21 protein-coding genes and 1 pseudogene are annotated in these 20,303 nt (G+C 63.9%); 15 read left to right on the top strand and 7 right to left on the bottom strand.

What is annotated here, in order from left to right; genetic code table 11:
* Nucleotides 1-102 precede the first annotated feature (102 nt).
* Entirely contained in the window at nucleotides 103-1,065 is a 963-nt protein-coding gene (locus tag I6L39_RS20175; protein WP_216990650.1) for an ion channel, read from the bottom strand.
* Nucleotides 1,066-1,124: 59 nt separating this feature from the next.
* Nucleotides 1,125-2,771, bottom strand: a complete 1,647-nt coding sequence (locus I6L39_RS20170) for a response regulator (RefSeq protein WP_042076055.1) — start codon at nucleotides 2,769-2,771, stop codon at nucleotides 1,125-1,127.
* Nucleotides 2,772-3,041: 270 nt separating this feature from the next.
* Here I6L39_RS20170 and I6L39_RS20165 point away from each other — a divergent pair, with 270 nt between their 5' ends.
* A complete protein-coding gene (locus I6L39_RS20165; RefSeq protein ID WP_042076053.1) occupies nucleotides 3,042-3,467 on the top strand; it encodes an Hsp20/alpha crystallin family protein in 426 nt (141 codons plus the stop codon).
* A gap of 45 nt (nucleotides 3,468-3,512) precedes the next feature.
* Here the strand turns inward: I6L39_RS20165 and I6L39_RS20160 are convergent, their stop codons facing one another.
* Nucleotides 3,513-4,556 (bottom strand): FAD:protein FMN transferase, encoded by a 1,044-nt coding sequence (locus I6L39_RS20160; protein WP_216990649.1) that lies wholly within the window; start codon nucleotides 4,554-4,556, stop codon nucleotides 3,513-3,515.
* A gap of 301 nt (nucleotides 4,557-4,857) precedes the next feature.
* Between I6L39_RS20160 and azu the strand changes: the two genes are divergently transcribed.
* Nucleotides 4,858-5,298, top strand: coding sequence for an azurin (azu, locus tag I6L39_RS20155; RefSeq protein WP_216990648.1), 441 nt, complete (start codon nucleotides 4,858-4,860; stop codon nucleotides 5,296-5,298).
* 56 nt (nucleotides 5,299-5,354) lie between these two features.
* Here the strand turns inward: azu and I6L39_RS20150 are convergent, their stop codons facing one another.
* The gene (locus tag I6L39_RS20150) at nucleotides 5,355-5,912 is read right to left on the bottom strand and encodes a HutD family protein (RefSeq protein WP_216990647.1); all 558 of its coding nucleotides are present in this window, start codon (nucleotides 5,910-5,912) and stop codon (nucleotides 5,355-5,357) included.
* A 263-nt stretch (nucleotides 5,913-6,175) separates the two neighbouring features.
* On the opposite strand from I6L39_RS20150, the gene I6L39_RS20145 reads away from it, so the two are divergent.
* Both I6L39_RS20145 and I6L39_RS20140 read left to right on the top strand, forming a co-directional pair.
* Nucleotides 6,176-7,144 (top strand): nucleoside hydrolase, encoded by a 969-nt coding sequence (locus tag I6L39_RS20145; protein ID WP_216990646.1) that lies wholly within the window; start codon nucleotides 6,176-6,178, stop codon nucleotides 7,142-7,144.
* Nucleotides 7,145-7,274: 130 nt separating this feature from the next.
* Nucleotides 7,275-7,601, top strand: coding sequence for a DUF3634 family protein (locus I6L39_RS20140; RefSeq protein ID WP_042076044.1), 327 nt, complete (start codon nucleotides 7,275-7,277; stop codon nucleotides 7,599-7,601).
* A gap of 90 nt (nucleotides 7,602-7,691) precedes the next feature.
* Here the strand turns inward: I6L39_RS20140 and I6L39_RS20135 are convergent, their stop codons facing one another.
* Complete coding sequence (locus tag I6L39_RS20135; protein ID WP_209794588.1) at nucleotides 7,692-8,600, bottom strand: LysR family transcriptional regulator; 909 nt, start codon at nucleotides 8,598-8,600, stop codon at nucleotides 7,692-7,694.
* Nucleotides 8,601-8,719: 119 nt separating this feature from the next.
* On the opposite strand from I6L39_RS20135, the gene I6L39_RS20130 reads away from it, so the two are divergent.
* The 9 genes and pseudogenes from I6L39_RS20130 (at nucleotide 8,720) to I6L39_RS20090 (ending at nucleotide 16,697) form a co-directional block, all read left to right on the top strand.
* Nucleotides 8,720-9,163 carry a carboxymuconolactone decarboxylase family protein gene (locus tag I6L39_RS20130; RefSeq protein WP_216990645.1) on the top strand — a complete coding sequence of 148 codons (444 nt, stop codon included), beginning with the start codon at nucleotides 8,720-8,722 and terminating at the stop codon, nucleotides 9,161-9,163.
* A 504-nt stretch (nucleotides 9,164-9,667) separates the two neighbouring features.
* Entirely contained in the window at nucleotides 9,668-10,723 is a 1,056-nt protein-coding gene (gene cyoA, locus I6L39_RS20125) for a cytochrome o ubiquinol oxidase subunit II (RefSeq protein WP_216990644.1), read from the top strand.
* 3 nt (nucleotides 10,724-10,726) lie between these two features.
* Nucleotides 10,727-12,703, top strand: coding sequence for a cytochrome o ubiquinol oxidase subunit I (gene cyoB / locus I6L39_RS20120; RefSeq protein WP_042076036.1), 1,977 nt, complete (start codon nucleotides 10,727-10,729; stop codon nucleotides 12,701-12,703).
* Entirely contained in the window at nucleotides 12,624-13,319 is a 696-nt protein-coding gene (locus I6L39_RS20115) for a cytochrome o ubiquinol oxidase subunit III (RefSeq protein WP_084202630.1), read from the top strand. Before cyoB ends, I6L39_RS20115 begins: the two co-directional genes overlap by 80 nt.
* A 74-nt stretch (nucleotides 13,320-13,393) precedes the next feature.
* The gene (locus I6L39_RS20110; RefSeq protein WP_042076034.1) at nucleotides 13,394-13,726 is read left to right on the top strand and encodes a cytochrome o ubiquinol oxidase subunit IV; all 333 of its coding nucleotides are present in this window, start codon (nucleotides 13,394-13,396) and stop codon (nucleotides 13,724-13,726) included.
* An 8-nt stretch (nucleotides 13,727-13,734) separates the two neighbouring features.
* On the top strand, nucleotides 13,735-14,628 hold the full coding sequence (gene cyoE, locus I6L39_RS20105) for a heme o synthase (protein ID WP_042076033.1): 894 nt from the start codon (nucleotides 13,735-13,737) through the stop codon (nucleotides 14,626-14,628).
* Between the two features lie 13 nt (nucleotides 14,629-14,641).
* Nucleotides 14,642-14,743 (top strand): annotated as a pseudogene (locus tag I6L39_RS20100) (protoheme IX farnesyltransferase); the annotation flags it as partial.
* A gap of 166 nt (nucleotides 14,744-14,909) precedes the next feature.
* A complete protein-coding gene (locus tag I6L39_RS20095; RefSeq protein WP_216990643.1) occupies nucleotides 14,910-16,271 on the top strand; it encodes an MFS transporter in 1,362 nt (453 codons plus the stop codon).
* 57 nt (nucleotides 16,272-16,328) lie between these two features.
* On the top strand, nucleotides 16,329-16,697 hold the full coding sequence (locus I6L39_RS20090; RefSeq protein ID WP_103244539.1) for a DUF1428 domain-containing protein: 369 nt from the start codon (nucleotides 16,329-16,331) through the stop codon (nucleotides 16,695-16,697).
* An 84-nt stretch (nucleotides 16,698-16,781) separates the two neighbouring features.
* Here the strand turns inward: I6L39_RS20090 and I6L39_RS20085 are convergent, their stop codons facing one another.
* Nucleotides 16,782-17,885 carry an ElyC/SanA/YdcF family protein gene (locus tag I6L39_RS20085; RefSeq protein WP_216990642.1) on the bottom strand — a complete coding sequence of 368 codons (1,104 nt, stop codon included), beginning with the start codon at nucleotides 17,883-17,885 and terminating at the stop codon, nucleotides 16,782-16,784.
* Nucleotides 17,886-18,021: 136 nt separating this feature from the next.
* Nucleotides 18,022-18,915 carry a LysR family transcriptional regulator gene (locus tag I6L39_RS20080; protein WP_216990641.1) on the bottom strand — a complete coding sequence of 298 codons (894 nt, stop codon included), beginning with the start codon at nucleotides 18,913-18,915 and terminating at the stop codon, nucleotides 18,022-18,024.
* A 100-nt stretch (nucleotides 18,916-19,015) separates the two neighbouring features.
* Here I6L39_RS20080 and I6L39_RS20075 point away from each other — a divergent pair, with 100 nt between their 5' ends.
* Nucleotides 19,016-19,504 carry a DMT family transporter gene (locus I6L39_RS20075; protein ID WP_216990640.1) on the top strand — a complete coding sequence of 163 codons (489 nt, stop codon included), beginning with the start codon at nucleotides 19,016-19,018 and terminating at the stop codon, nucleotides 19,502-19,504.
* 187 nt (nucleotides 19,505-19,691) lie between these two features.
* The gene (locus tag I6L39_RS20070) at nucleotides 19,692-20,126 is read left to right on the top strand and encodes a DMT family transporter (RefSeq protein ID WP_216990639.1); all 435 of its coding nucleotides are present in this window, start codon (nucleotides 19,692-19,694) and stop codon (nucleotides 20,124-20,126) included.
* The last annotated feature ends 177 nt before the right edge of the window (nucleotides 20,127-20,303 follow it).

The following is a 20,303-nucleotide window of genomic DNA, read 5'->3' as shown; positions in this document are numbered from 1 at the left end:
GGGGTGCTCATGTCGTTTTTGTTCGTCGCTTATTGGACTAGGAATCCGCGATGGATGCAAGTTCGGGGGCCGGGGAAGGGGGAAAGGTCCCCGGCCGCCAGCCTATCGGGTCATCTTCTTGACAAACACCACCACGAACAGCGCCAGCGTGAAGCTGCCGGTGAAGGCCTCGAAGGCGGCGAAGATCCGCGACAGGCCGACCGGGGTGAAGTCGCCATAGCCCAGGGTGGTGAAGGTCACCACGCTGTAATAGAGGCATTCCAGCAGGAAGATGGCGTTCTGCTCCAGGGGGGCGTCCGGGCGGTAGATGAGGTGGTTGCCCGCGAAGTTGAGGCCGCAGAAGAAGTAAAAGATGCTGCAGATGACGATGAGCAGCAGGGAGAAGAGCACCACCCGCATGGGGGCCTCGCCGTAGCCGCAGAAGAGATCCACTATCCAGGAGGCGAAGCGCTGATAGGACCAGAACGGCATCTGCAGGCGGCGCATGGTGAGCTCCTGCTGGATGTAGCGCCCGGACATGGTGAAGATGCCCTGGGCTTCCGAGGCCTTGCGCAGGTCCCGGTAGGTCTCTTCCGCCTCCTTGAACCAGACGCGGGCCTGTGCCGGGTCACGCTCGCGGCGCCCCTTTCTGTCCTGCATCAGCCGCCTGCCGGTGTCCAGGTTGTCGAGCCGGGTGTTCTTCCAGCGAATGCCGAGCAGGTTGACGTCGTCGAGGGTCGCACAATGCAGGTTGGCCTCGCTCAGGTCGGCCTTCATCAGGCTGCCGCCCTTGATCCGGATGCCGTAGAGGTGGGCGCCACGCAGGTTGGCGCGATAGAGGTTGCACTGCTCCAGCAGAAAGCCTTCCGGCGCCCCCTTGTTCACCAGGTTGAGGCCGGCAAGCTCGGCGCGGGCCAGTTGCAGGCCGTGGCACAGGCCTCCCTGGCGCACATAGTGCTCCAGCGCCTCGGCGGTGCCCGGGGAGTGGTGATCGCCCTTGGGATCGTGCCAGCGACACAGATCCTGTTCTCCCGCCTCTTCGTTGCAGTGGCGGCCATCGGCCACCAGGTATCGGCACATTCCCATGGCGTTGCCCCTCCCTTCCCTGAGTCAGTATCAGCATAGGTGAGGGGACGAGCGGCAGATCAGCTGCTCTGGTGGTATTCCTGGCGCAGCTTGCGAAAACGCTCCTGCTGGGCCGGGTTCAGGGGAATGCCCTCCAGCACGTCCAGGGTCTCCCTGCACTCGGCGCCAAATTCCGGGCTCTTGCGGTTCTTCTGCATCAGTTGTAGCAGCACCTGGATCTTGTTGAGGGCCGCCCCGGTATTGGCGGGAGCCCGGCGCAGCGCCTCGCGAAAATGGCCGAGGGCCTGCTCCAGCTCCCCGGCCTGATAGGCCTTGATCCCCAGATCGTTGAGTTGCTGGTAGCGCTGGCGGCGCTCCTGCACCGTCTTGTCGTCCCGGGTCACCCGGATGCAGGTGGTGAGCAGCCTGTCCTCATCCTCGGCCAGCAGCCCCTGCAGGCTCTCGGCGTACTCGAACTCCCCGAGCTGGTAGAGGGCGAGTATGGTCTCGCCGAGCAGGGCGGGGGGCATGGTGTCCGGCTTGTCCAGCCAGTTCTGGTTCGCGCGATAGAGCATCTTCTTGCCCTTGAGCAGCTCCCCGAGGGCGATGCGCACCCTGGCCTGGCAGATCTGCTCGAACACCGGGTAGTTGAACTCCGCCATCATCAGGGAGTCGCGAATGCGCGACAGGGCCGAGTTCACCTGCTTTTGCAGGTTGGCGATGTGGTAGCCGTCGTTGCTGTTGAGGGCGTAGAGGGTCAGGGTCTGGATGTAGGCCCCGAGATAATGCGGCGTGCGGTGGATGGAGTTGCGCGACAGGTCGATGAGGGACAGCAGCACGTCCTTGGCCTGGGCGTAGTCGTGGCGCAGCAGGCAGACCTCTGCCAGCCGGCGGGAGAGCTGCACCGACTGGGGGGAAATGTCCACCGCCCGCCTGAGCTCCTGCTGGGCCTGCTCCTCCTTGCCCAGGGCCTGCAGGGACTCCGCCAGCCAGAGGTAGGCTTCCACCATCAGGGGAGTGTGCTTGAGGGTCGCCTGCAGGTGGCTCACCGCCTCCTCATGCAGCCCCAGGGTGTGGCAGGCCTTGCCCAGGGTCAGCCGGGCCCAGCTGTTCTCCTGCCCCGCCAGCAGCTGGCGCATCAGGCTGCGGGCCTCCTTCGCCTGGCCCAGCTTGAGCTGGGTGTCGGCCTGCAGGCAGCGGCAGAAGTTGGCGAAGCGCGGCGCCGTGTCGGCCTGTCTGGCACAGGCCTCGACCAGGGCAGGCAGATCGTCCCGGGTGAGGGCGGTGAAGACGCTCTCCAGGGCCTGGCGGCGGGCGAGGGCGCGTTTGAGGCGAAACGAGAACTGCTCCTGGGAGAAGGGCTTCATCAGGTATTCGTCGGGTTCGGCCTCCAGCGCGCTCAGCACCATGGCGCGGGAGCCGTCGCTGCTGACCATGATCACTACGCTCTGGGGGGGGATGAGCTTCTGGTCCCGCAGGCTCTCCAGCAACTGGCGGCCGTTTTCCCCGGACCCCAGCTCGTAGTCGAGCAGATAGATGTCGAAACTCTCTTTCTGGCAGCGGCGGCGCGCCTCGTCGGCGGAATTGGTGTAGGTGATCCGGTTGATGCCGATGTTGATCAGCATCGCCTTCATCATCATCTGAAAGGAACGCTGCTCGTTGACCAGCAGGATATGCCTGGACTTGGGCTGGGCTTTCTTCTCTGGTGCGGGATCCGGTGTCTGCATCTGTCTTGCATCAGGCGCTGCGGGCTGGTGAAGGAAGTGTGCCATCAAAGTCCGCAGACAGGCAATCGGACGCGGGCCGAGCCCCCGCTTTTTCCCGCCGGGAGCGGATCGCAAAAATGCACGCCGCACCCTTGATCTTCATCAAGGAGAGGCGAAATGGCAGTGGCGAAGGCCGGCCCGGTTTTTAGACTTGAAGAGAGGCAGATCCCGGCGTTCCGCAGAGGGGCGGATGCCCGTCCATGCCTCGTGTGCACCAGAAGGAGGAATCAAATGAGTTTGCTACCGAGCCGCACCAGCCTGTTTGATGACCTGTTCCACGACATGGCCTCCGGCTTCTATATCCGCCCCCTGCACGGGGACCCGCTGCCCAGCCAGATCAAGCTGGATGTGCGGGAGAGCGACGGCGGTTATCTGCTGCAGGCCGAGCTGCCCGGGGTCGCCCGGGAGGACATACAAGTGGACGTGCATGGCAAGCTGGTGACCCTGAAGGCGGAGATCCGCCAGTTTGACAGCCAGAACAAGGATGAACGTGCCCTGCGCAGCGAGCGCTACTTTGGCAGCGTGTCGCGCACCGTCGAGCTGCCGGTGGAGGTGTCACCGGAGCAGGTGAGCGCCAGGTTCGACAACGGCATCCTCACCCTGCGCCTGCCCAAACAGACGGTGACTCCGGCGCCCCACCGCATTCCCATCGAATAGCGGTACCATGATGTAAAGAGGCCCCGCCGTGCGGGGCCTCGTCGTTCATGGCTCGCTGCGCACCAGATAGGGGGCAAACTCGGGGGTGTGGCGCGCCACAAATCCCTGATCCGTCTTCTCGATGAGATAGACCGCGAGCCTGTGCTCCTTGGCAAAGGTCATCGCCCGCTCGGGCCCCATCACCATGAGGGCGGTGTCGAGGGCGTCGGCCTCCAGCGCGGTCGGGGTGATGACGCTGGCGGAGACCAGTCTGTGGGTCACGGGCTCGCCGGTGGCGGGATCGATGATGTGGGAGTAGCGCTTGCCGTCCAGCTCGTAATAGTTGCGATAGCTGCCGGCGGTGCTCACCGCCATGCCGTTGGGGGTGACCACGTCCTCGATGGCGCCCGGCCTGTCCGAGGGTTCGACGATGGCCACCCGCCAGGGGTTGCCCTTGGCGTTGCGGCCCTTGCTGCGCACGGCGCCCGCCACCTCGACGAGGTAGTTGTGCACCCCTCTTCGCTCCAGCAGGCCGGCTATCTCGTCGGAGGCCGCCCCCTCGCCCAGGGTGGAGAGGTCCAGATAGAGCCCCGGTATGGCCTTGCCGAGCAGGAAGTGATCTCCTTGGGGTGTCAGGCTCAGCTTGTCGATGCCGACCCTCGCCCTGGCCTGGGCGATCTGTTCGGCGCCGGGGCGCTGGGTCGGACGCTTGTCCGGCCCGAAGCCCCAGAGGTTGACCAGGGGACCCACGGTGACATCCAGGGCGCCCCGGGTGAGGCGACCTGCGTCCATGCCCTGTTGCACAATCTTCGCCATGGTGGCCGGGATGACCTGGGGAGGCTGCCCCGTCCCCTGGTTGAAGCGGGAGATGAGGGAGGCGGGATCATAGGTGGAGATCTCCTGGTTCAGGCGCGCCAGCAGGGTCTCCACCTCCTGTTGTAGGGCGCCCTGTCCGCCGGGGAAGGGGTCGCTCAGGGTCACCGCATAGTAGGTGCCCATGGTGCTGCCCTGAATGCGGGTCTGGGTCGGGGCTGGCTGACAGGCGGTCAACAGCAGCATCAGGGAGAGCAGCAGGGTGCGCGGTGCCTGGCGCAGGGAAGAGGTGTGCATCTGTCATTCTCGCGGGAGTCGTCGACGGGTGAGCAGCTTAGCCAAGGGCGTTCGGGTTGGCGAGCTGGCCAAGGGCGCCAACCCTGCAAATAATTAAGCCGGACGGCCCGTTGACCAATCCGGTCCCTTGTCGTGTCGTGGGGGAGAGGAGTGACCCGGCCCGCATCTTTGAGCAAAAACCGTCGTCCCCCGGTGACATCTGGGTACAATGAAGATCGATTTTGACAGCATCTTTGCCTGGTGCCGCTCGGACTTTCGAGGCGAGTTTGCTGTCTTCCATCGCCAATCAAAGGAGAAGATGATGAAAAAGGTGTTAGCCCTGCTGCTTCTGAGCTCCCTCGCCGCCCCCGCCCTGGCCGATGAGTGTGCATTGGTCATCGAAGGCAATGATGCCATGCAGTTCAACCAGAAAGAGATGAGCGTGCCGGCCACCTGCAAGGAGGTGACAGTGACCCTCAATCACACCGGCAAGCTGCCGGTGGCCAACATGGGTCACAACTGGGTGCTGGCCAATACTGCCGACTACCAGGCCGTCGCCACCGCGGGCATGAGTGCCGGTGCCGATCACGACTACCTCCCCAAGGACGATGCCAGGATCCTGGCGCACACCAAGCTGGTGGGAGGGGGCGAGAGCACCAGCGTCACCTTCAAGACCGAGGGGCTGGCAGGCAAGGATCTCACCTTCTTCTGCTCCTTCCCCGGCCACTTCGCCATGATGAAGGGCAGCTTCAAGGTAGGCTGATCCGCTCGCACTTCATGCCAATCAAAAGCCGGGATTGCCCGGCTTTTTTGTGCCCGCTATCTGGCTTGCAGGGTAAAGAAGGCGAGGGTGGTCTTCTTCTGACACTCGAAGCGGATGCTCTCCTCGCCGTTGACCACCAGGGTTTCGTTGATCGCCACGGCCTGGCCTGCCACCGTCAGCTCGCCACTGAGCAGGTGGCAGAGGTAGGTCTTGTCCGCCTCCAGGGTGAGGGTGAGCGGGAAGGGGACGTTGAGCACCCGCACGTTGGCGCTGACGCGTTCGGGGTGGTAGATGAGCCCGAGATCCGTCACCTCTTTTTTCAGCAGCTCGCAGTGGGTCTCGTCATCGCCGCTGAAGTGGGCCGCCTCGAAGGTGGCATAGGGGTGGCCGTTGAGCACGAAGCCGGCGCCGCTGACGGGCAAGAGGATACGCTGATAGCCGGGAAATTTGGAGAAGGGGCCCGCCGTCTTGATGGGCGCCGAGCTCAGGCGGTAGTCGAAGTCGAGTTTGTCCAGGCTCGCCCCCTTGGGGTAGATAAGGATCTGGGCCGTGGTGCCCTGCCTGTTTTTCCAGGGCATCTTCAACTGGTCGGACTCTTTAATCAGGGTGATCACGATGGCGCCTCGGCGGGTGGATGAGAGAGGTGGACAAGGAGGCCAAGTGATATCACCCCGATTGCCCTCCGGCAAGGCGCAGGCCACCTCGGCAAGCCCGACTGGCCAGAATATGGCCGTTGTCCGCCCGGTGTTGGCATGGGCGCGTTCGGGAGCCGGGTTGATGCAGGCAGGGAGGCAGAGGAGACGTCAGGGTTGTGATCCCGGCGCTGTTAAAGCGGCGCCGGCTCGCTACACTGGCTGCTCTGTCCAATGGAGGCCCCATGACCCACAAGATCATTCTGGATACGGATCCCGGCATCGATGACGCCATGGCCATTCTCTTTGCCGAGGCGCACCCTGCCATCGAGCTGCTCGCCATCACCACTGTGTTTGGCAATGCCACCATAGAAAACGGCACCCGCAACGCGCTCTGGCTCAAGCAGAAATACGGCATGCAGGCGGACGTGGCCCAGGGTGCCGCCGCCCCCCTGCGGCGCGACCCCGTGGGCCCCACCACTGTGGTGCACGGCCCCACCGGCTTTGGCGACGTGCAGGCCGGGGCGGTGACCCTGACCCCGGATCCCCGTCCGGCCTGGCAATACATCGTCGAGACGGTGAAGGCTCACCCCGGCGAGATCACCCTGGTGACCATAGGGCCGCTGACCAATCTGGCGCTGGCGCTCGAGGCGGCCCCCGAGGTAGCCGCCCTGGTGAAGCAGGTGGTGGTGATGGGCGGCGCCTTCGGCGTCAACGGTCATCGCGGCAACGTGACCCCCTATGCCGAGGCCAATATCCACGACGATCCGGAGGCGGCGGATCGGGTCTTCACCGCCGACTGGCCCGTGGTGATCATCGGGCTCGACGTCACCCAGCAGAGCTTCTTCAGCAGCGCCTACCTGGATGCGCTGCGGGACCAGGCGGGGGAGCCGGGCCGCTTCCTGTGGGACGTGAGCCGCTTCTACCTGCGCTTCTATTCCGAGCGGATCGGGCTCGATGGCTGCCACGTGCACGATCCGTCCGCCATCGCCTATGTGATAGATCCTTCCCTGTTCACTCTGAGGGAGGGGCCGGTGCGGGTCGTCGACAGCGGCCCCGCCATCGGCCATACCCTGCAGAAGTTCGATGGCAAGGCCCATCCCCACGACGGCTGGGCCGGCTATCCTGCCCAGCGGGTCGGGGTGGCGGTGCGGGATCAGGCGCTGCTGGCCCTCTATCGGGATACCCTGACTGCCTGGGGCAGGGGGCGCTGAGCTCGGCGCAGTGGGCCCTGTGGTCGGGCCGCGGGCGCTGTCCGGTGGGCAAAGCGTGATGCCCGCCAGATAACGGGCCGCCGCCGCGCCCTATACTGACCCAGACAAGGATATGGATGGAGGATTGTGGATGGCCTGGCTCTCTTTGGTGGTGGCGATCGCCCTGATCTGGTGGCTGATGAAGCTGGGGCGTGGCGCCCTGTTCGAGATCCGGCTCGCGCCGGGCAAGGTGGTGGTGAAACGGGGCTCGGTGTCGCCGCGCTTCCTGGATCAGGTGAAGCAGATCCTGCGCCAGGATCCGGTGCGCGGCCGCATCCTGGGGCAGCGCGACGGCAGCGGCGTCAGGCTCGTCTTCTCCCGCTCCATCCCGGAGCCCGTGGCCCAGCGCCTGCGCAACGTCTTCCCCTACGGGGATTATCGCACGACCCCGACACCGGATGGGCGCAAGCCCCGCTGAGTCGTCGTGACGCCCCTCATGTCCAGACGCCGGGCCCTCTGCCCGGCGTCTGCTTTTTTCTGCCCGCCATCGACGAGACGCTTGCCGCGATCAGCGCGGCCCTTGCAGGGGCGCCATCGCCTCGACCAGAAAGTCGATGAAGGCGCGGGCCTGGGGGGTGAGGAAGCGGCCGCCGCGAAACACCGCGTGGATCTCGTCGTGGCGATCCTCGTAAGGGGAGGCCTGCCACTCGGGCAGCAGCGGCACCAGGGTGCCGTCGTCCAGGCTCTGCTGCACCATCCAGCTCGACAGCAGCAGGATGCCACACCCCGCCCGGGCGGCGCAGAGCAGGGGCGTACCGCCGACCGAGGCGAGGTTGCCCTGCACCGCGACCCTGTGCCGCTCGGTGCCCCTTCGAAAGTGCCAGTGCTGACGCTGGCGGCCATGACCGCGAATGAGGCAGTTGTGGTGGGCCAGATCGGCGGGATGGGCGGGTTCGCCATGGCGCGCCAGATAGGCGGGGGAGGCGACCAGCAGGGCCCGGTTGGTGAGCAGGTGGCGGGCGTGCAGGCCGCTGTCCACGGGCCGTCCGATGCGCACCGCCACGTCCACGTTTTCGGCGTCGAGATCCACCAGGCGGTTGTCCAGCTCGATCTCGAGCCGCACCCCGGGATAGCGGGCCAGAAAGTCCGGCAGACGGGGCGCCAGCCAGGCCGCACCGAAGCTCTCGAACACCGAGACCCGAAGCGGCCCCTGCGGTGCCACCGACAGGGGCTGCAGGGATTGCACCAGCTGGTCGGCCTCCTCCAGCAGGGGCAGGGAGCGGGCGAGAAAGTACTCCCCCTGGCTGGTCAGCACCAGCTGGCGGGTGCTGCGCTTGAAGAGCGGGATCCCCAGCTGCTGCTCCAGGGCATCGATGGCGCGGGTCACGGAGGAGGGGGCCAGGTTGAGGGCGCGGGCGGCACGGGAGAAGCTGCCCGATTCCACCACCTGGGCCAGGATGCGGATGCGATCCAGCATGGAGTCACCTTTGCGATATACGCAAAACTGTTGCAGGTTTTGTCGGTATTCTACCGGCGAGTGAAAGGGTGAACAATGGGCCCATCGCCCATGCCGGGCCTCTTCACGGGAGCATCACCATGTCACAACGTATCCAGCTTGCCAGCCAGATCCCCGCCGCCATCCAGGCCATGCGGGGACTGGAAGCCTATCTCGGTGGCACCGACATTCCCCTGTCGCTCAAGGAGCTCATCAAGCTGCGCGCCTCCATGATCAACGGCTGCGCCTACTGCATCGAGATGCACGCCGAGGTGGCGATGAAGCACGGGGAGAGTGCGCAGCGGCTGCTGGCGCTCGCCGCCTGGCGCGAGTCGCCGCTGTTCGATGGGCGGGAGCGGGCGGTGCTGGCCCTGACCGACGAGGTCACTTTGATCGCTGACCAGGGGCTCACGGAGCAGACCTATGGGGAGGCGCTGGCCCAATTGGGGGAGAGTCTGCTGGCCCAGTGCCTGATGCAGGCCGTCACCATCAATGCCTGGAACCGGATCGCCGTTGCGACCCGGATGGAACATGCCCATCCCTGAATGCCGACCCCTGGCGGGGCTCGCCTATCCTCTGCAACGGGTCCGATAAGGACCCGTTTTTCATGGCGGGTTCCGGAAAGAGAGGCGCTCTGTCCGCTTTGATCGGCCTCAGGAAGTTAATCATACGATTGTTTGATTAATTATTTTTTTATTCCTTTCCCGAATATGCGTATCCAGATCAAGGAAGCGCGGGGTGGCCTGTGCATCGAAGAGGGGTTGTTTGGCTCTTTTTGTCACCACGAATCCGGTTGAAAATAGAGCGATGCGGTTGTTTCGGTTAATTAGTGGGCGTTTTTGGCGAAGGGATAAATTAACCGAAGATGAATCGTTCGAGTGTGATTTGAATAAATTGGTCATTGTCAAGGGATTAACATCTGACACGGCTTTCCATCACCTTTGGAACATTTTTGGGATTAATTTTTCATGTTGTTCACATGCCGCTCTGATGCAATAAAATGCTGCATTTTTTTATACCAATAAGCCTTCAAAAGATGAGGACATTGCATGAGACTCTTTGATGTGAAGAGGGGCTTGGGCGCTTTGCTGTTGCTCGCGACTGCCAGCTTGCTGAGCGGCTGCGACATGGCTCTGATGAGCCCCAAGGGGCAGGTTGGTCTGGAGCAGAAGTCACTGATATTGACCGCACTCGGCTTGATGCTGATCGTGGTGGTGCCCGTGATTGTCATGGCGGTGGCGTTCGCTTACAAATACCGGGCGTCCAACACCAGTGCCACCTATGCGCCGGACTGGGCCCACTCCAACAAGATTGAGGCAGTCGTCTGGACTGTGCCCGTCATCATCATCGCCATCCTGGCGGTGATCACCTGGAAAACCTCCCACTCTCTCGACCCCTACAAGCCGCTGGAATCCGACGTCAAACCGGTTCAGGTGGATGTCATTTCCCTAGACTGGAAGTGGTTGTTCGTCTATCCGGAGCTGGGCATTGCATCGGTCAACGAGCTGGCCTTCCCGGTCGACACCCCGGTCAACTTCCGGGTGACCTCCGACACCGTGATGAACTCCTTCTTCATCCCCCAGCTGGGCGGCCAGATCTACGCCATGGCCGGCATGCAGACCAAGCTGCACCTGATTGCCAACGAGGCGGGCGAGTACAAGGGCATCTCGGGCGGCTACAGCGGTGCCGGCTTCTCCGGCATGAAGTTCAAGGCCATCGCGACCCAGGATCAGGCCGGTTTCGACGCCTGGGTAGCCAAGGTGAAGGCCTCTTCCAAGGCGCTGAACAACATGGATGAGTTCGATGCCCTGGCCAAGAAGAGCGAAAACCACCCGGTGGAATACTTCGCCAGCGCCGATCCCAAGCTGTTCGTCAACATCATCAACAAGTTCATGGGCGGCATGTCCCATGGCGGTCACGACACCCAGAAAGCGGGCGCCGCGGACCACGAGGGCATGAACCACGAAGCCATGAATCATGACGCCATGAACCATGAGGCCCCGACCGAGGGTGCCATGGACGAGCAGGCCATGAACCATGATGCTCATGCCGGACACATGGCCATGTCGGCCGACAAGAGTGTGAAAGCAGGATCCGAGGAATAATCGATGTTTGGAAAATTGACACTCGAGGCTATTCCGTACCATGAACCCATCATCATGGTCACGATAGCCGGTATCATCTTGGGTGGGCTGGCCATCGCCGGTCTCATCACTTACTACGGCAAGTGGCAATATCTGTGGAAAGAGTGGCTGACCTCGGTCGACCACAAGCGCCTCGGTATCATGTATCTCATTCTGGGCATGGTCATGCTGCTGCGCGGCTTCGCCGACGCGGTCATGATGCGTGGTCAGCAGGTCATGGCCTCCGCGGGCAGCGAAGGCTACCTGAATGCCCATCACTACGACCAGATCTTCACCGCCCACGGCGTCATCATGATCTTCTTCGTGGCCATGCCGCTGGTGATCGGCCTGATGAACATAGTGGTGCCGCTGCAGATCGGCGCCCGTGACGTCGCCTTCCCCTTCTTGAACAACCTGAGCTTCTGGTTTACCGCCGCGGCCGTGGTGCTGATCAACGTCTCCCTCGGGGTCGGTGAATTCGCCCAGACCGGCTGGCTGGCCTATCCGCCCTTGTCGGGGCTGGAGTTCAGCCCGGGGGTCGGGGTCGACTACTGGATATGGAGTCTGCAGATCTCCGGTCTCGGGACCCTGCTGACCGGCGTGAACTTCTTCGCCACCATCATCCGCATGCGTGCCCCCGGCATGACCATGATGCGCCTGCCGGTCTTCACCTGGACCGCCCTGTGCGCCAACATCCTGATCATCGCCTCCTTCCCGATCCTGACCGTCACCATCGCCCTGCTGACCGCAGACCGCTACCTGGGTACCCATTTCTTTACCAATGACATGGGTGGCAACATGATGATGTACATCAACCTGATCTGGGCCTGGGGTCATCCCGAAGTGTACATCCTGGTGCTGCCGGTGTTCGGTATCTTCTCCGAAGTGGTGGCCACCTTCTGCAAGAAGAAGCTGTTCGGTTACACCTCCCTGGTGTGGGCGACCGTGGCGATCACCGTGCTGTCGTTCATCGTGTGGCTGCACCACTTCTTCACCATGGGGTCCGGTGCCAACGTGAATGCCTTCTTCGGCATCACCACCATGATCATCTCCATCCCGACCGGGGTGAAGATCTTCAACTGGCTGTTCACCATGTACCGCGGTCGCATCGAGTTCAGCTCCCCCATGCTGTGGACCGTCGGCTTCATCATCACCTTCACCGTAGGTGGTATGACCGGGGTACTGCTCTCCGTGCCGGCCGCCAACTTCGTGCTGCACAACAGCCTGTTCCTGATCGCCCACTTCCACAACGTCATCATCGGCGGCGTGGTGTTCGGCTGCTTCGCCGGTATCACCTACTGGTTCCCGAAGGCGTTCGGCTTCAAGCTGGATGACGTCTGGGGCAAGCGCGCGTTCTGGTTCTGGATCACCGGCTTCTTCGTGGCCTTCATGCCGCTCTACGTGCTGGGCTTCATGGGCATGACCCGCCGCGTCAGCCAGAACATCGATCCCGAGTTCCACGGCTGGCTGGTGGTAGCTGCCTGCGGCGCCGGGCTGATTGCGCTGGGCGTACTGTGCCAGGTCATCCAGATCGTGGTCAGCATCCGCGACCGCGAGAAGAACCGCGACCTGACCGGCGACCCCTGGGGTGGCCGTACCCTGGAGTGGGCTACTTCCTCTCCGCCCCCCTTCTACAACTTCGCCATCGAGCCGAAGGTGAAGGGTCTGGACGCCTTCTGGGAAGCCAAGCAGGACGGCAGCGCCTATCGCAAGCCGGCCCAGTATGCCCCCATCCACATGCCCAAGAACTCCGGCGCCGGCGTCATCATCGCCGCCTTCAGCACCCTGTTCGGCTTTGCCATGATCTGGCACATCTGGTGGATGGCCATCGCCGGCTTCATCGGCATGATCGCCACCTGGATCATCCACAGCTTCAACGACGATGTGGACTACTACGTACAGGTTGACGAGATCGAGCGCATCGAAGGTCAGCATTTCGACAACATCAACAAGGTGGCTTAATTCCATGGCGACTGACGTACTACATCACTCTCACGGTGCCCATGAGGATGGGCACCACGATGCCGGTGCCACCAAGGTATTCGGTTTCTGGATCTACCTGATGAGTGACTGCATCCTGTTCGCGACCCTGTTCGCGACCTATGCGGTCCTGGTCAACGGCACTGCCGGCGGCCCCACCGGCAAGGACATCTTCGAACTGCCGTTCGTGTTTGCCGAAACCATGCTGCTGCTGCTGAGCTCCATCACCTTCGGGTTCGGCATGCTGGCCATGAACAAGAACAAGGTCGCGGCGGTCAACACCTGGCTGTTCGTCACCTTCCTGCTGGGTGCCGGCTTCATCGCCATGGAGATCTACGAGTTCCATCATCTGATCGTCAATGATGCGGGCCCGGATCGCAGCGGCTTCCTGTCTGCCTTCTTCACCCTGGTGGGGACCCACGGTATCCACGTGACCAGCGGCCTTGTCTGGATCATCGTGATGATGGTGCTGATCACCAAGAAGGGGCTGACCGATCGCAACCGTACTCGCCTGATGTGCCTGAGCCTGTTCTGGCACTTCCTCGACGTGGTGTGGATCTGCGTCTTCACCGTGGTCTATCTGATGGGGGTCATGTAAATGAGTCATTCCGTTGACATTGACTGGGCCAGCCACGGCAGCGCTAGAACCTATCTGATGGGGGCAATGTAAAAATGAGCAATCATACCGTTGACAATCACGGCGCCAGCCACGGCAGCGTCAAGTCCTACCTGATCGGCTTCGTGCTGTCGCTCATCCTGACCGCCGTGCCGTTCTGGATGGTGATGGATGGCTCCGCCTCCCACGCCGTGGTGCTCGGCACCGTGGTGGCCATGGCGGTGGTGCAGATCTTCGTGCACCTGGTCTACTTCCTGCACATGAACACCTCGTCCGAGGAGCGCTGGAACCTGGTGGCACTGGTCTTTACCGTGCTCATCATCGCCATCGTGGTCGTGGGTTCCCTGTGGATCATGTACAACCTCAACATCAACATGATGGTTCACTGAGCGGGTTGATGATGATGAAGCAATACCTGCAAGTGACCAAGCCGGGCATCATCTTCGGCAACCTCATCTCGGTGATCGGGGGATTCCTGCTGGCCTCGAAGGGGAGCCTGGATGTGCCCCTGTTCATCCTGACCATGGTGGGGGTGTCACTGGTGGTGGCCTCCGGTTGCGTGTTCAACAACTACATCGACCGGGACATCGACTGCATCATGGAGCGCACCAAGAACCGCGCCCTGGTGCGGGGGCTCATCGCCCCCGGTGTATCGCTCTGGTATGCGACGGCGCTGGGCGTTGCGGGCATTGCACTGCTCTACTTCGCGGCCAATCCGTTGGCCGCCTTGCTGGCGGTGCTGGGCTTCCTGGTCTATGTGGGGGTCTACAGCCTCTATATGAAGCGGCACTCTGTCTATGGCACCCTGGTCGGCAGCCTCTCCGGCGCCGCGCCGCCTGTCATCGGCTACTGCGCGGTGAGCGGTCAGTTCGACTCGGGGGCCCTGATACTGCTGGCGATCTTCAGTCTGTGGCAGATGCCGCACTCCTATGCGATCGCCATCTTCCGCTTCAAGGACTACCAGGCCGCCAACATACCCGTGCTGCCGGTGGTGAAGGGCATTTCGGTGGCCAAGCACCACATCACCCTCTACATCCTGGCGTTTATGGTGCCGACCCTGATGCTGTTCCTCGGTGGCTACGCCGGTTACAAGTATCTGGTGGTGGCCACCGCGGTGAGCGTCTGGTGGCTGGGGATGGCGCTGTCGGGCTACAAGGCGGCGGTGGACGACTCCCTCTGGGCGCGCAAGCTGTTCATGTTCTCCATCGTCACCATTACCTGCCTCAGCGTGATGATGTCGGTGGACTTCCAGCCGGACGCCGCGCCGGTACTGGTGAGCATGCTGCCCTGACGCTGGAGCTGACATGTTCTCCATCGTCGTCATCATCTTCACCTGCCTGAGCGTGATGATGTCGGTGGACTTCCAGCCGGACGCCGCGCCTGTGCTGGTGAGCATGCTGCCCTGATAGTGTGAACTGCACCCCTGAAATGCATGAAATCCAGAGCCGGGAACCTTCCCGGCTCTGCTATTATGGGCGTCGCCCTGCGAGGGGCATCGCCGACTTTTTCGGGGGTGGCCGAGATCCTGTCACCCCTTTCTTTCCCTCTTCTTTTTGACTCATCGAGGCCCTCATGAATGATTTCACCATGACGAGGGGCGAGCGACGCGCGACCTGGGCGCTCGGCTCCGTCTTCTCGCTGCGCATGCTCGGCATGTTTATGGTGCTGCCGGTGCTCACCACCTACGGCATGTCCCTGGCGGGCGCCTCCGAGGCGCTCATCGGGCTTGCCATCGGCATCTACGGCATGACCCAGGCCCTGTTCCAGATCCCCTTCGGCCTGCTCTCCGACAAGGTGGGGCGCAAGCCCCTCATCGTCGGCGGCCTGCTGATGTTTGCCCTTGGCAGCGTCATCGCCGCCCTGAGCGACTCCATCTGGGGGGTCATCGTCGGGCGTGCCCTGCAAGGGAGCGGCGCCATCTCCGCCGCCGTCATGGCGCTCCTGTCGGATCTCACCCGGGAGCAGAATCGCACCAAGGCCATGGCCTTCATCGGGGTGAGTTTTGGCATCACCTTCGCCATCGCCATGGTGACCGGCCCCCTCATCACCCATGCCCTGGGCTTGTCGGGCCTGTTCTGGCTCATCGCCCTGCTGGCCCTGGCCGCCATCGCCATGGTGCTCTGGGTGGTGCCGACCCCGGCGGCCCACCTGCAAAATCGCGAGTCCGCCATGGTGCGCGGCAGCTTTCGCACCGTGCTCACCAATCCTCGCCTGCTCAAGCTCAACCTCGGCATCCTCTGTGTCCACACCCTGCTGATGTCGAGCTTCGTGGCCCTGCCGCCCCTGCTGGAACGTGCCGGCCTGCCCCGTGACAGCCAGTGGCAGGCCTATCTGGTCACCATGCTGATCGCCTTCGTGAGCGTGGTGCCCTTCATCATCTATGCCGAGAAGCACCGCCAGATGAAGCGGGTCTTCATCGGGTGCGTGGTGGTGATGCTGGCCGCCGAGCTGGTGTTCTGGCAGAGCGGTCAGCAGCTGTGGGGCCTGCTCGCCGGGTTGCAGCTCTTCTTCATCGGCTTCAACGTGATGGAGGCGCTGCTGCCGTCGCTGATCAGCAAGGAGTCCCCGCCGGGCTATAAGGGCACCGCCATGGGGGTCTACTCCACCAGTCAGTTCCTCGGGGTCGCCATCGGCGGCAGCCTCGGCGGCCTGCTCTACAGCCTGGGGGGTGGCCCCCTGGTGTTTGGCGGTTGCGCCGCCCTGGCCCTCGCCTGGCTCGGGGTGAGCCTCACCATGGCCGAGCCCCCCTACGTCAGCAGCCTGCGCATCGTGCTGCCGGAAGGGGTCGAGGCCACCCCGGCCCTGGAGCAGAAGATCCGCGCTTGCGAGGGGGTGAGCGACGTGCTGCTGGTACGCGAGGAGCACTCCCTCTACGTGAAGGTGGACAGCAAGCGCCTGACCCGCAGCGATCTGGAGCGGCTGGTCTCTCTTTGAGGGTGACCTGGGGCACGGCTGCTATGCTGAGATCCTCACTCACAGGAGGAAAGGCTCATGTCATATGTGGACGGATTCGTGATCGCCGTGCCGACGGTCAACAAGCAGGCCCTGATCGACCATGCTGGGCTGTTTGACCCCATCTTTCTCGAATATGGGGCCACCCGGGTGCTGGAGTGCTGGGGGGATGACGTGCCCCACGGCAAGCAGACCGACTTTTACCGCGCGGTGGCGGCCAAGGAGGACGAAAGCGTGGTCTTCTCCTGGGTGGAGTGGCCGAGCAAAGCGGTACGGGATGAGGCCATGACCAAGATGATGCAGGACCCCAGGATGGATCCGGCCAGCCCCATGCACCAGACCATGCCGTTTGACGGCGCCCGCATGATCTTCGGCGGCTTCACCACAGTGCTGGAACTCAAGGGCTGAGGCACGCCAGTGACACCCAGGCCCGTCAGATGATGAAAAAGCCCGCCATTCGGCGGGCTTTTTGCTGGGCGTCATGCCGGGGGATCAGCGCTCGATCAGCGGGGCCGAGCGGTAGCTCCAGAGGCCATAGGTGCGCAGGGCGTCCCGGTAGATGCCGAGCCGCTCCTCCGGGCTTGCCTTGGCCAGGGCGGAGAGGGGCTTGTCCGGGTAGGCGACGCTGTCGATGCGGATGTTCGCCGGGCCGCTCTGCCAGCAGGCTATTTCCAGCAGGGTCTGGCCCCGGCGCACATGGCTCGCCGAGCTCACCAGGGTGGCGAACTCAATCTCGTGGCGGGCGAGGGCATAACCGCTGTAGAGGGCGTTCTCCACCGTGCTGGTGGCGTAGTTCTCCTCGATGATGCGGGAGCGGTCGATGCCCTTTTTCGCCAGCCAGTCCGCCATCAGCTTGCCCTCGGTCTGGCGGTTCTGGGGCACGCCGCCGGTGAGGATGACGAGGGCCGCCGGATCGGCCTGGGCCAGGGCGCGGGTGGTCTCGAGGCGTCCCAGCAGGATCTCGTGCATGGAGCCATCGGGATTGAGGGCATAGCCCAGGGTGACGATGGCGCGGCGCCCCTTCTTCTCGCCGCGTCCCTGACGCTCCTTGAGGGGCGTGGCGATCACCCGGTCCACGGTGGCGAACAGCCGCTGCAGATCGGCGGCGCGACCGGCGTTGAGTTCGCCGACTCGCTTGAGGTAGCCATCGGCCTTGACCTGGTTGCCCTTGAAGCGCTGCCAGGTGGCCAGATAGGTGTTGATGTCCAGATCGTCCGGCGCGGCGCTCTGGGCCTGCTCGAACAGGGCGATGGCCCTCTCCACGTTGCCGTTGTAGATCTGGGCGTTGGCCGCCGAGACGAGCAGATCGGTGCGATAGGGCTCGAGCTGGTGAGCCTCCAGCAGCAGGGTGGTCACCTGCTCCATGTTGCTCGGCATCTTGGCGGTGAAGCCCGCATCGGAGACTCGGGCGGGGGAGTGGAAGATGCGGGCAGCGTCTGCCAGCAGCTGATCCACCACCTGGCGCTTGCTGATGAACTGCTCGTAATTCTGCTCCTTTTGCAGGGAGCGCACCGGGGCGGCCCAGGCATCGGGTGAGACAAAGAGCGGCAGCGCCAGCAGGCTGGCCAGGGTCAGGGCAATCGCGGTTTTCTTCATCGTGGTACTCCACCTGGGGGGCCATGCCGTGGCATGACCCCGGAGTGCTTCTCCAATCAAAACAGACGCTTGGTTTGCTGCCTACTCTACTCCCTTTCCGATGAAAAAAACGTGAACCGTTCCGGTTATCGGGCCCTCAGCGCAGCCCCAGGCGCTCCTGCAGGAAGGCGAGCCAGGCCTCCACCTTGGCGGGCAGGTGGCGGCGCTTCGGATAGAGGCACCAGATGCCGTGCTCGGGCAGGGCATGGTCTGGCAGGACGGGTACCAGCCGCCCGGCGGCGAGATCCCGCGCCACGATGAAGTCCGGCATGTTGCCGATGCCGAGCCCCGCCAGCAGCGCGGTGTGGATGGCATCGCTGTTGTTGACCTCGAAATTGCCCCTGGGGGTGATGGCCACCTCTCCCTCGGGTCCGTGCAGTCGCCACTGGGTGCCGCTGCGAAACAGGGAGTAGAAGAGGCAGTTGTGGCGCTCGAGATCCCTCGGGGTACGGGGCGTACCGGCCTTCGCCAGGTAGGCGGGGGAGGCGCACAGGGTGCTGAGACAGGGAGCGAGGCGGCGGGCGACCAGGCTCGAATCCTCCAGCGCGCCGATGCGCACCGCCACGTCGAACCCCTCGGCCACCAGATCCTGCTGGGCGTCGCTCATCTCGAGCTGCAACTGCACCTCGGGGTGGAGGGCAAGAAACTCGGGGACAAGGGGGGCGATGTGGCGCCGGCCATAGACCATGGGCACCGTCACCCGCAGCAGGCCGCGGGGGGCCGATTGCAGGGCGCCGATGGCATCTTCCCCGTCGCAGGCTAGGCGCACCGCATGGCGCACCGTCTCGAAGTAGCGCTCCCCCGCCTCGGTGAGGGTGAGGGAGCGGGTGGTGCGATAGAGGAGCTGGCAGCCGAGGGCCTGCTCGAGCTGGCTCACCTTCTTGCTCAGCACCGACTTGCTGAGACCGAGCTGGCGGGCGGCGCCGGAGAAGGTGCCCGACTCCACCACGGCGACGAAGGCCGGGAGCAGGGCGAAGGCTTCCTGGTTCATGCTGTTCTCGATATGGAAACAATGTTGTTCCTTGATGGTAGATTATCCCCATATCAAAAACAATTTACTCTGCTCGTCAGTTCAACCAAGGAGCAACCCCATGATCCCCCCGCTTGTTGACCGCGGCCCCGGCCGCCCCGCCCTCGGCCAGACACTCGGCCAGACCCTGGACGCCCTGGCCGCCTTCGCTGCCGGCCTGTTGCTGGCGCTGATGATCGCCCAGAACGGGGCCCTGGCCCGCGCCACTGACCCCTGGCTCGCGAGCTGGCTGGCCCACGGGGTCGGCAGCCTGGTGGCCGGGCTCCTGTGGTGGCTGGCCCCAAGGCCCCCGACGCCGGAGGCGGCCCCGCCCTGGGCCTGGCTCGGCGGTCTGCCGGGGGCGCTCACCGTGGTGCTGGCAGCCCTGTGCCTCAACTCGCCCCTGGGCATGGCGGGCACCCTGGCCCTGCTGCTGCTCGGCCAGCTGCTGTTTGGTGCCCTGTGCGATGGCCTCGGCTGGCTCGGGCTGGCCCGCCGCCCCCCCTCGGGAAAGGACGCGCTCGCCGCCTTGCTGGTGCTGGCCGGCGCCCTGTTCATCGTGCTTGGCTAGGAGACACACCATGACCCTTCTGATCCTGTTGGGACTGCTCGCCGCCTTGCTGGTGCTGGCCGGCGCCCTGTTCATCGTACTTGGCTAGGAGAAACACCATGACCCTTCTGATCCTGCTGGGACTGCTCGCCAGCCTTGCTGGTGATGGTCGGCCCCCTTTTCATCGTGCTGCGCTAGGAGAAACACCATGACCCTCTTGATCCTGTTGGGACTGCTGAACGGCGTGGCGGTGAGCCTGTCGCGCACCCTCAATGGCCGCCTCGCCAGCGCTCGGGGCGCCATGACGGCGTCCTTTGCCAACCACCTGCTCGGCTTCGGGCTGCTCGGCGCCCTGCTCATCCTCAAGGGGGCGCCCTGGGAGCGGCTCGCCGGGCTCGATCCCTGGCTGCTGCTCGGCGGCGTGCTGGGGGCGCTGTTCGTCGCCATCAGCAGCTGGGCCATTGGCCGGGTCGGCGCCCTGGCCTGCGCCCTGCTCATCGTGACGGGCCAGCTGGCGGGGGGCGCATTGCTCGATGCCCTGGCCGGACGGCTGGCTGCGAGCGATCTGCTCGGCATCGTGCTGGTGCTGGCCGGTGCCGCGCTGCAACGCTGGCAGGCCGGCAAGCCGCGCTCCCAAGGATGAGCGGCGATGGCCTGGGTAAGCCGGCAGGGATGACAAGAGCGCCGCCCTTGCCTGGATGCCAAAGGCGGCTCGCCAGCCGGATCAGGGCCCAGATGATAAGGAAAAGGCGAAAGAAAGGGAGGGAAAGGAAGAAACAGGAAGGCAAAAAAGAGCAAAGAAAGAGAGGCGCCTGTGGGC

It is taken from the genome of Aeromonas sp. FDAARGOS 1409, assembly GCF_019048705.1.
Classification (GTDB): domain Bacteria; phylum Pseudomonadota; class Gammaproteobacteria; order Enterobacterales; family Aeromonadaceae; genus Aeromonas; species Aeromonas sanarellii.
This window is presented reverse-complemented; position numbering and strand designations above follow the sequence as displayed.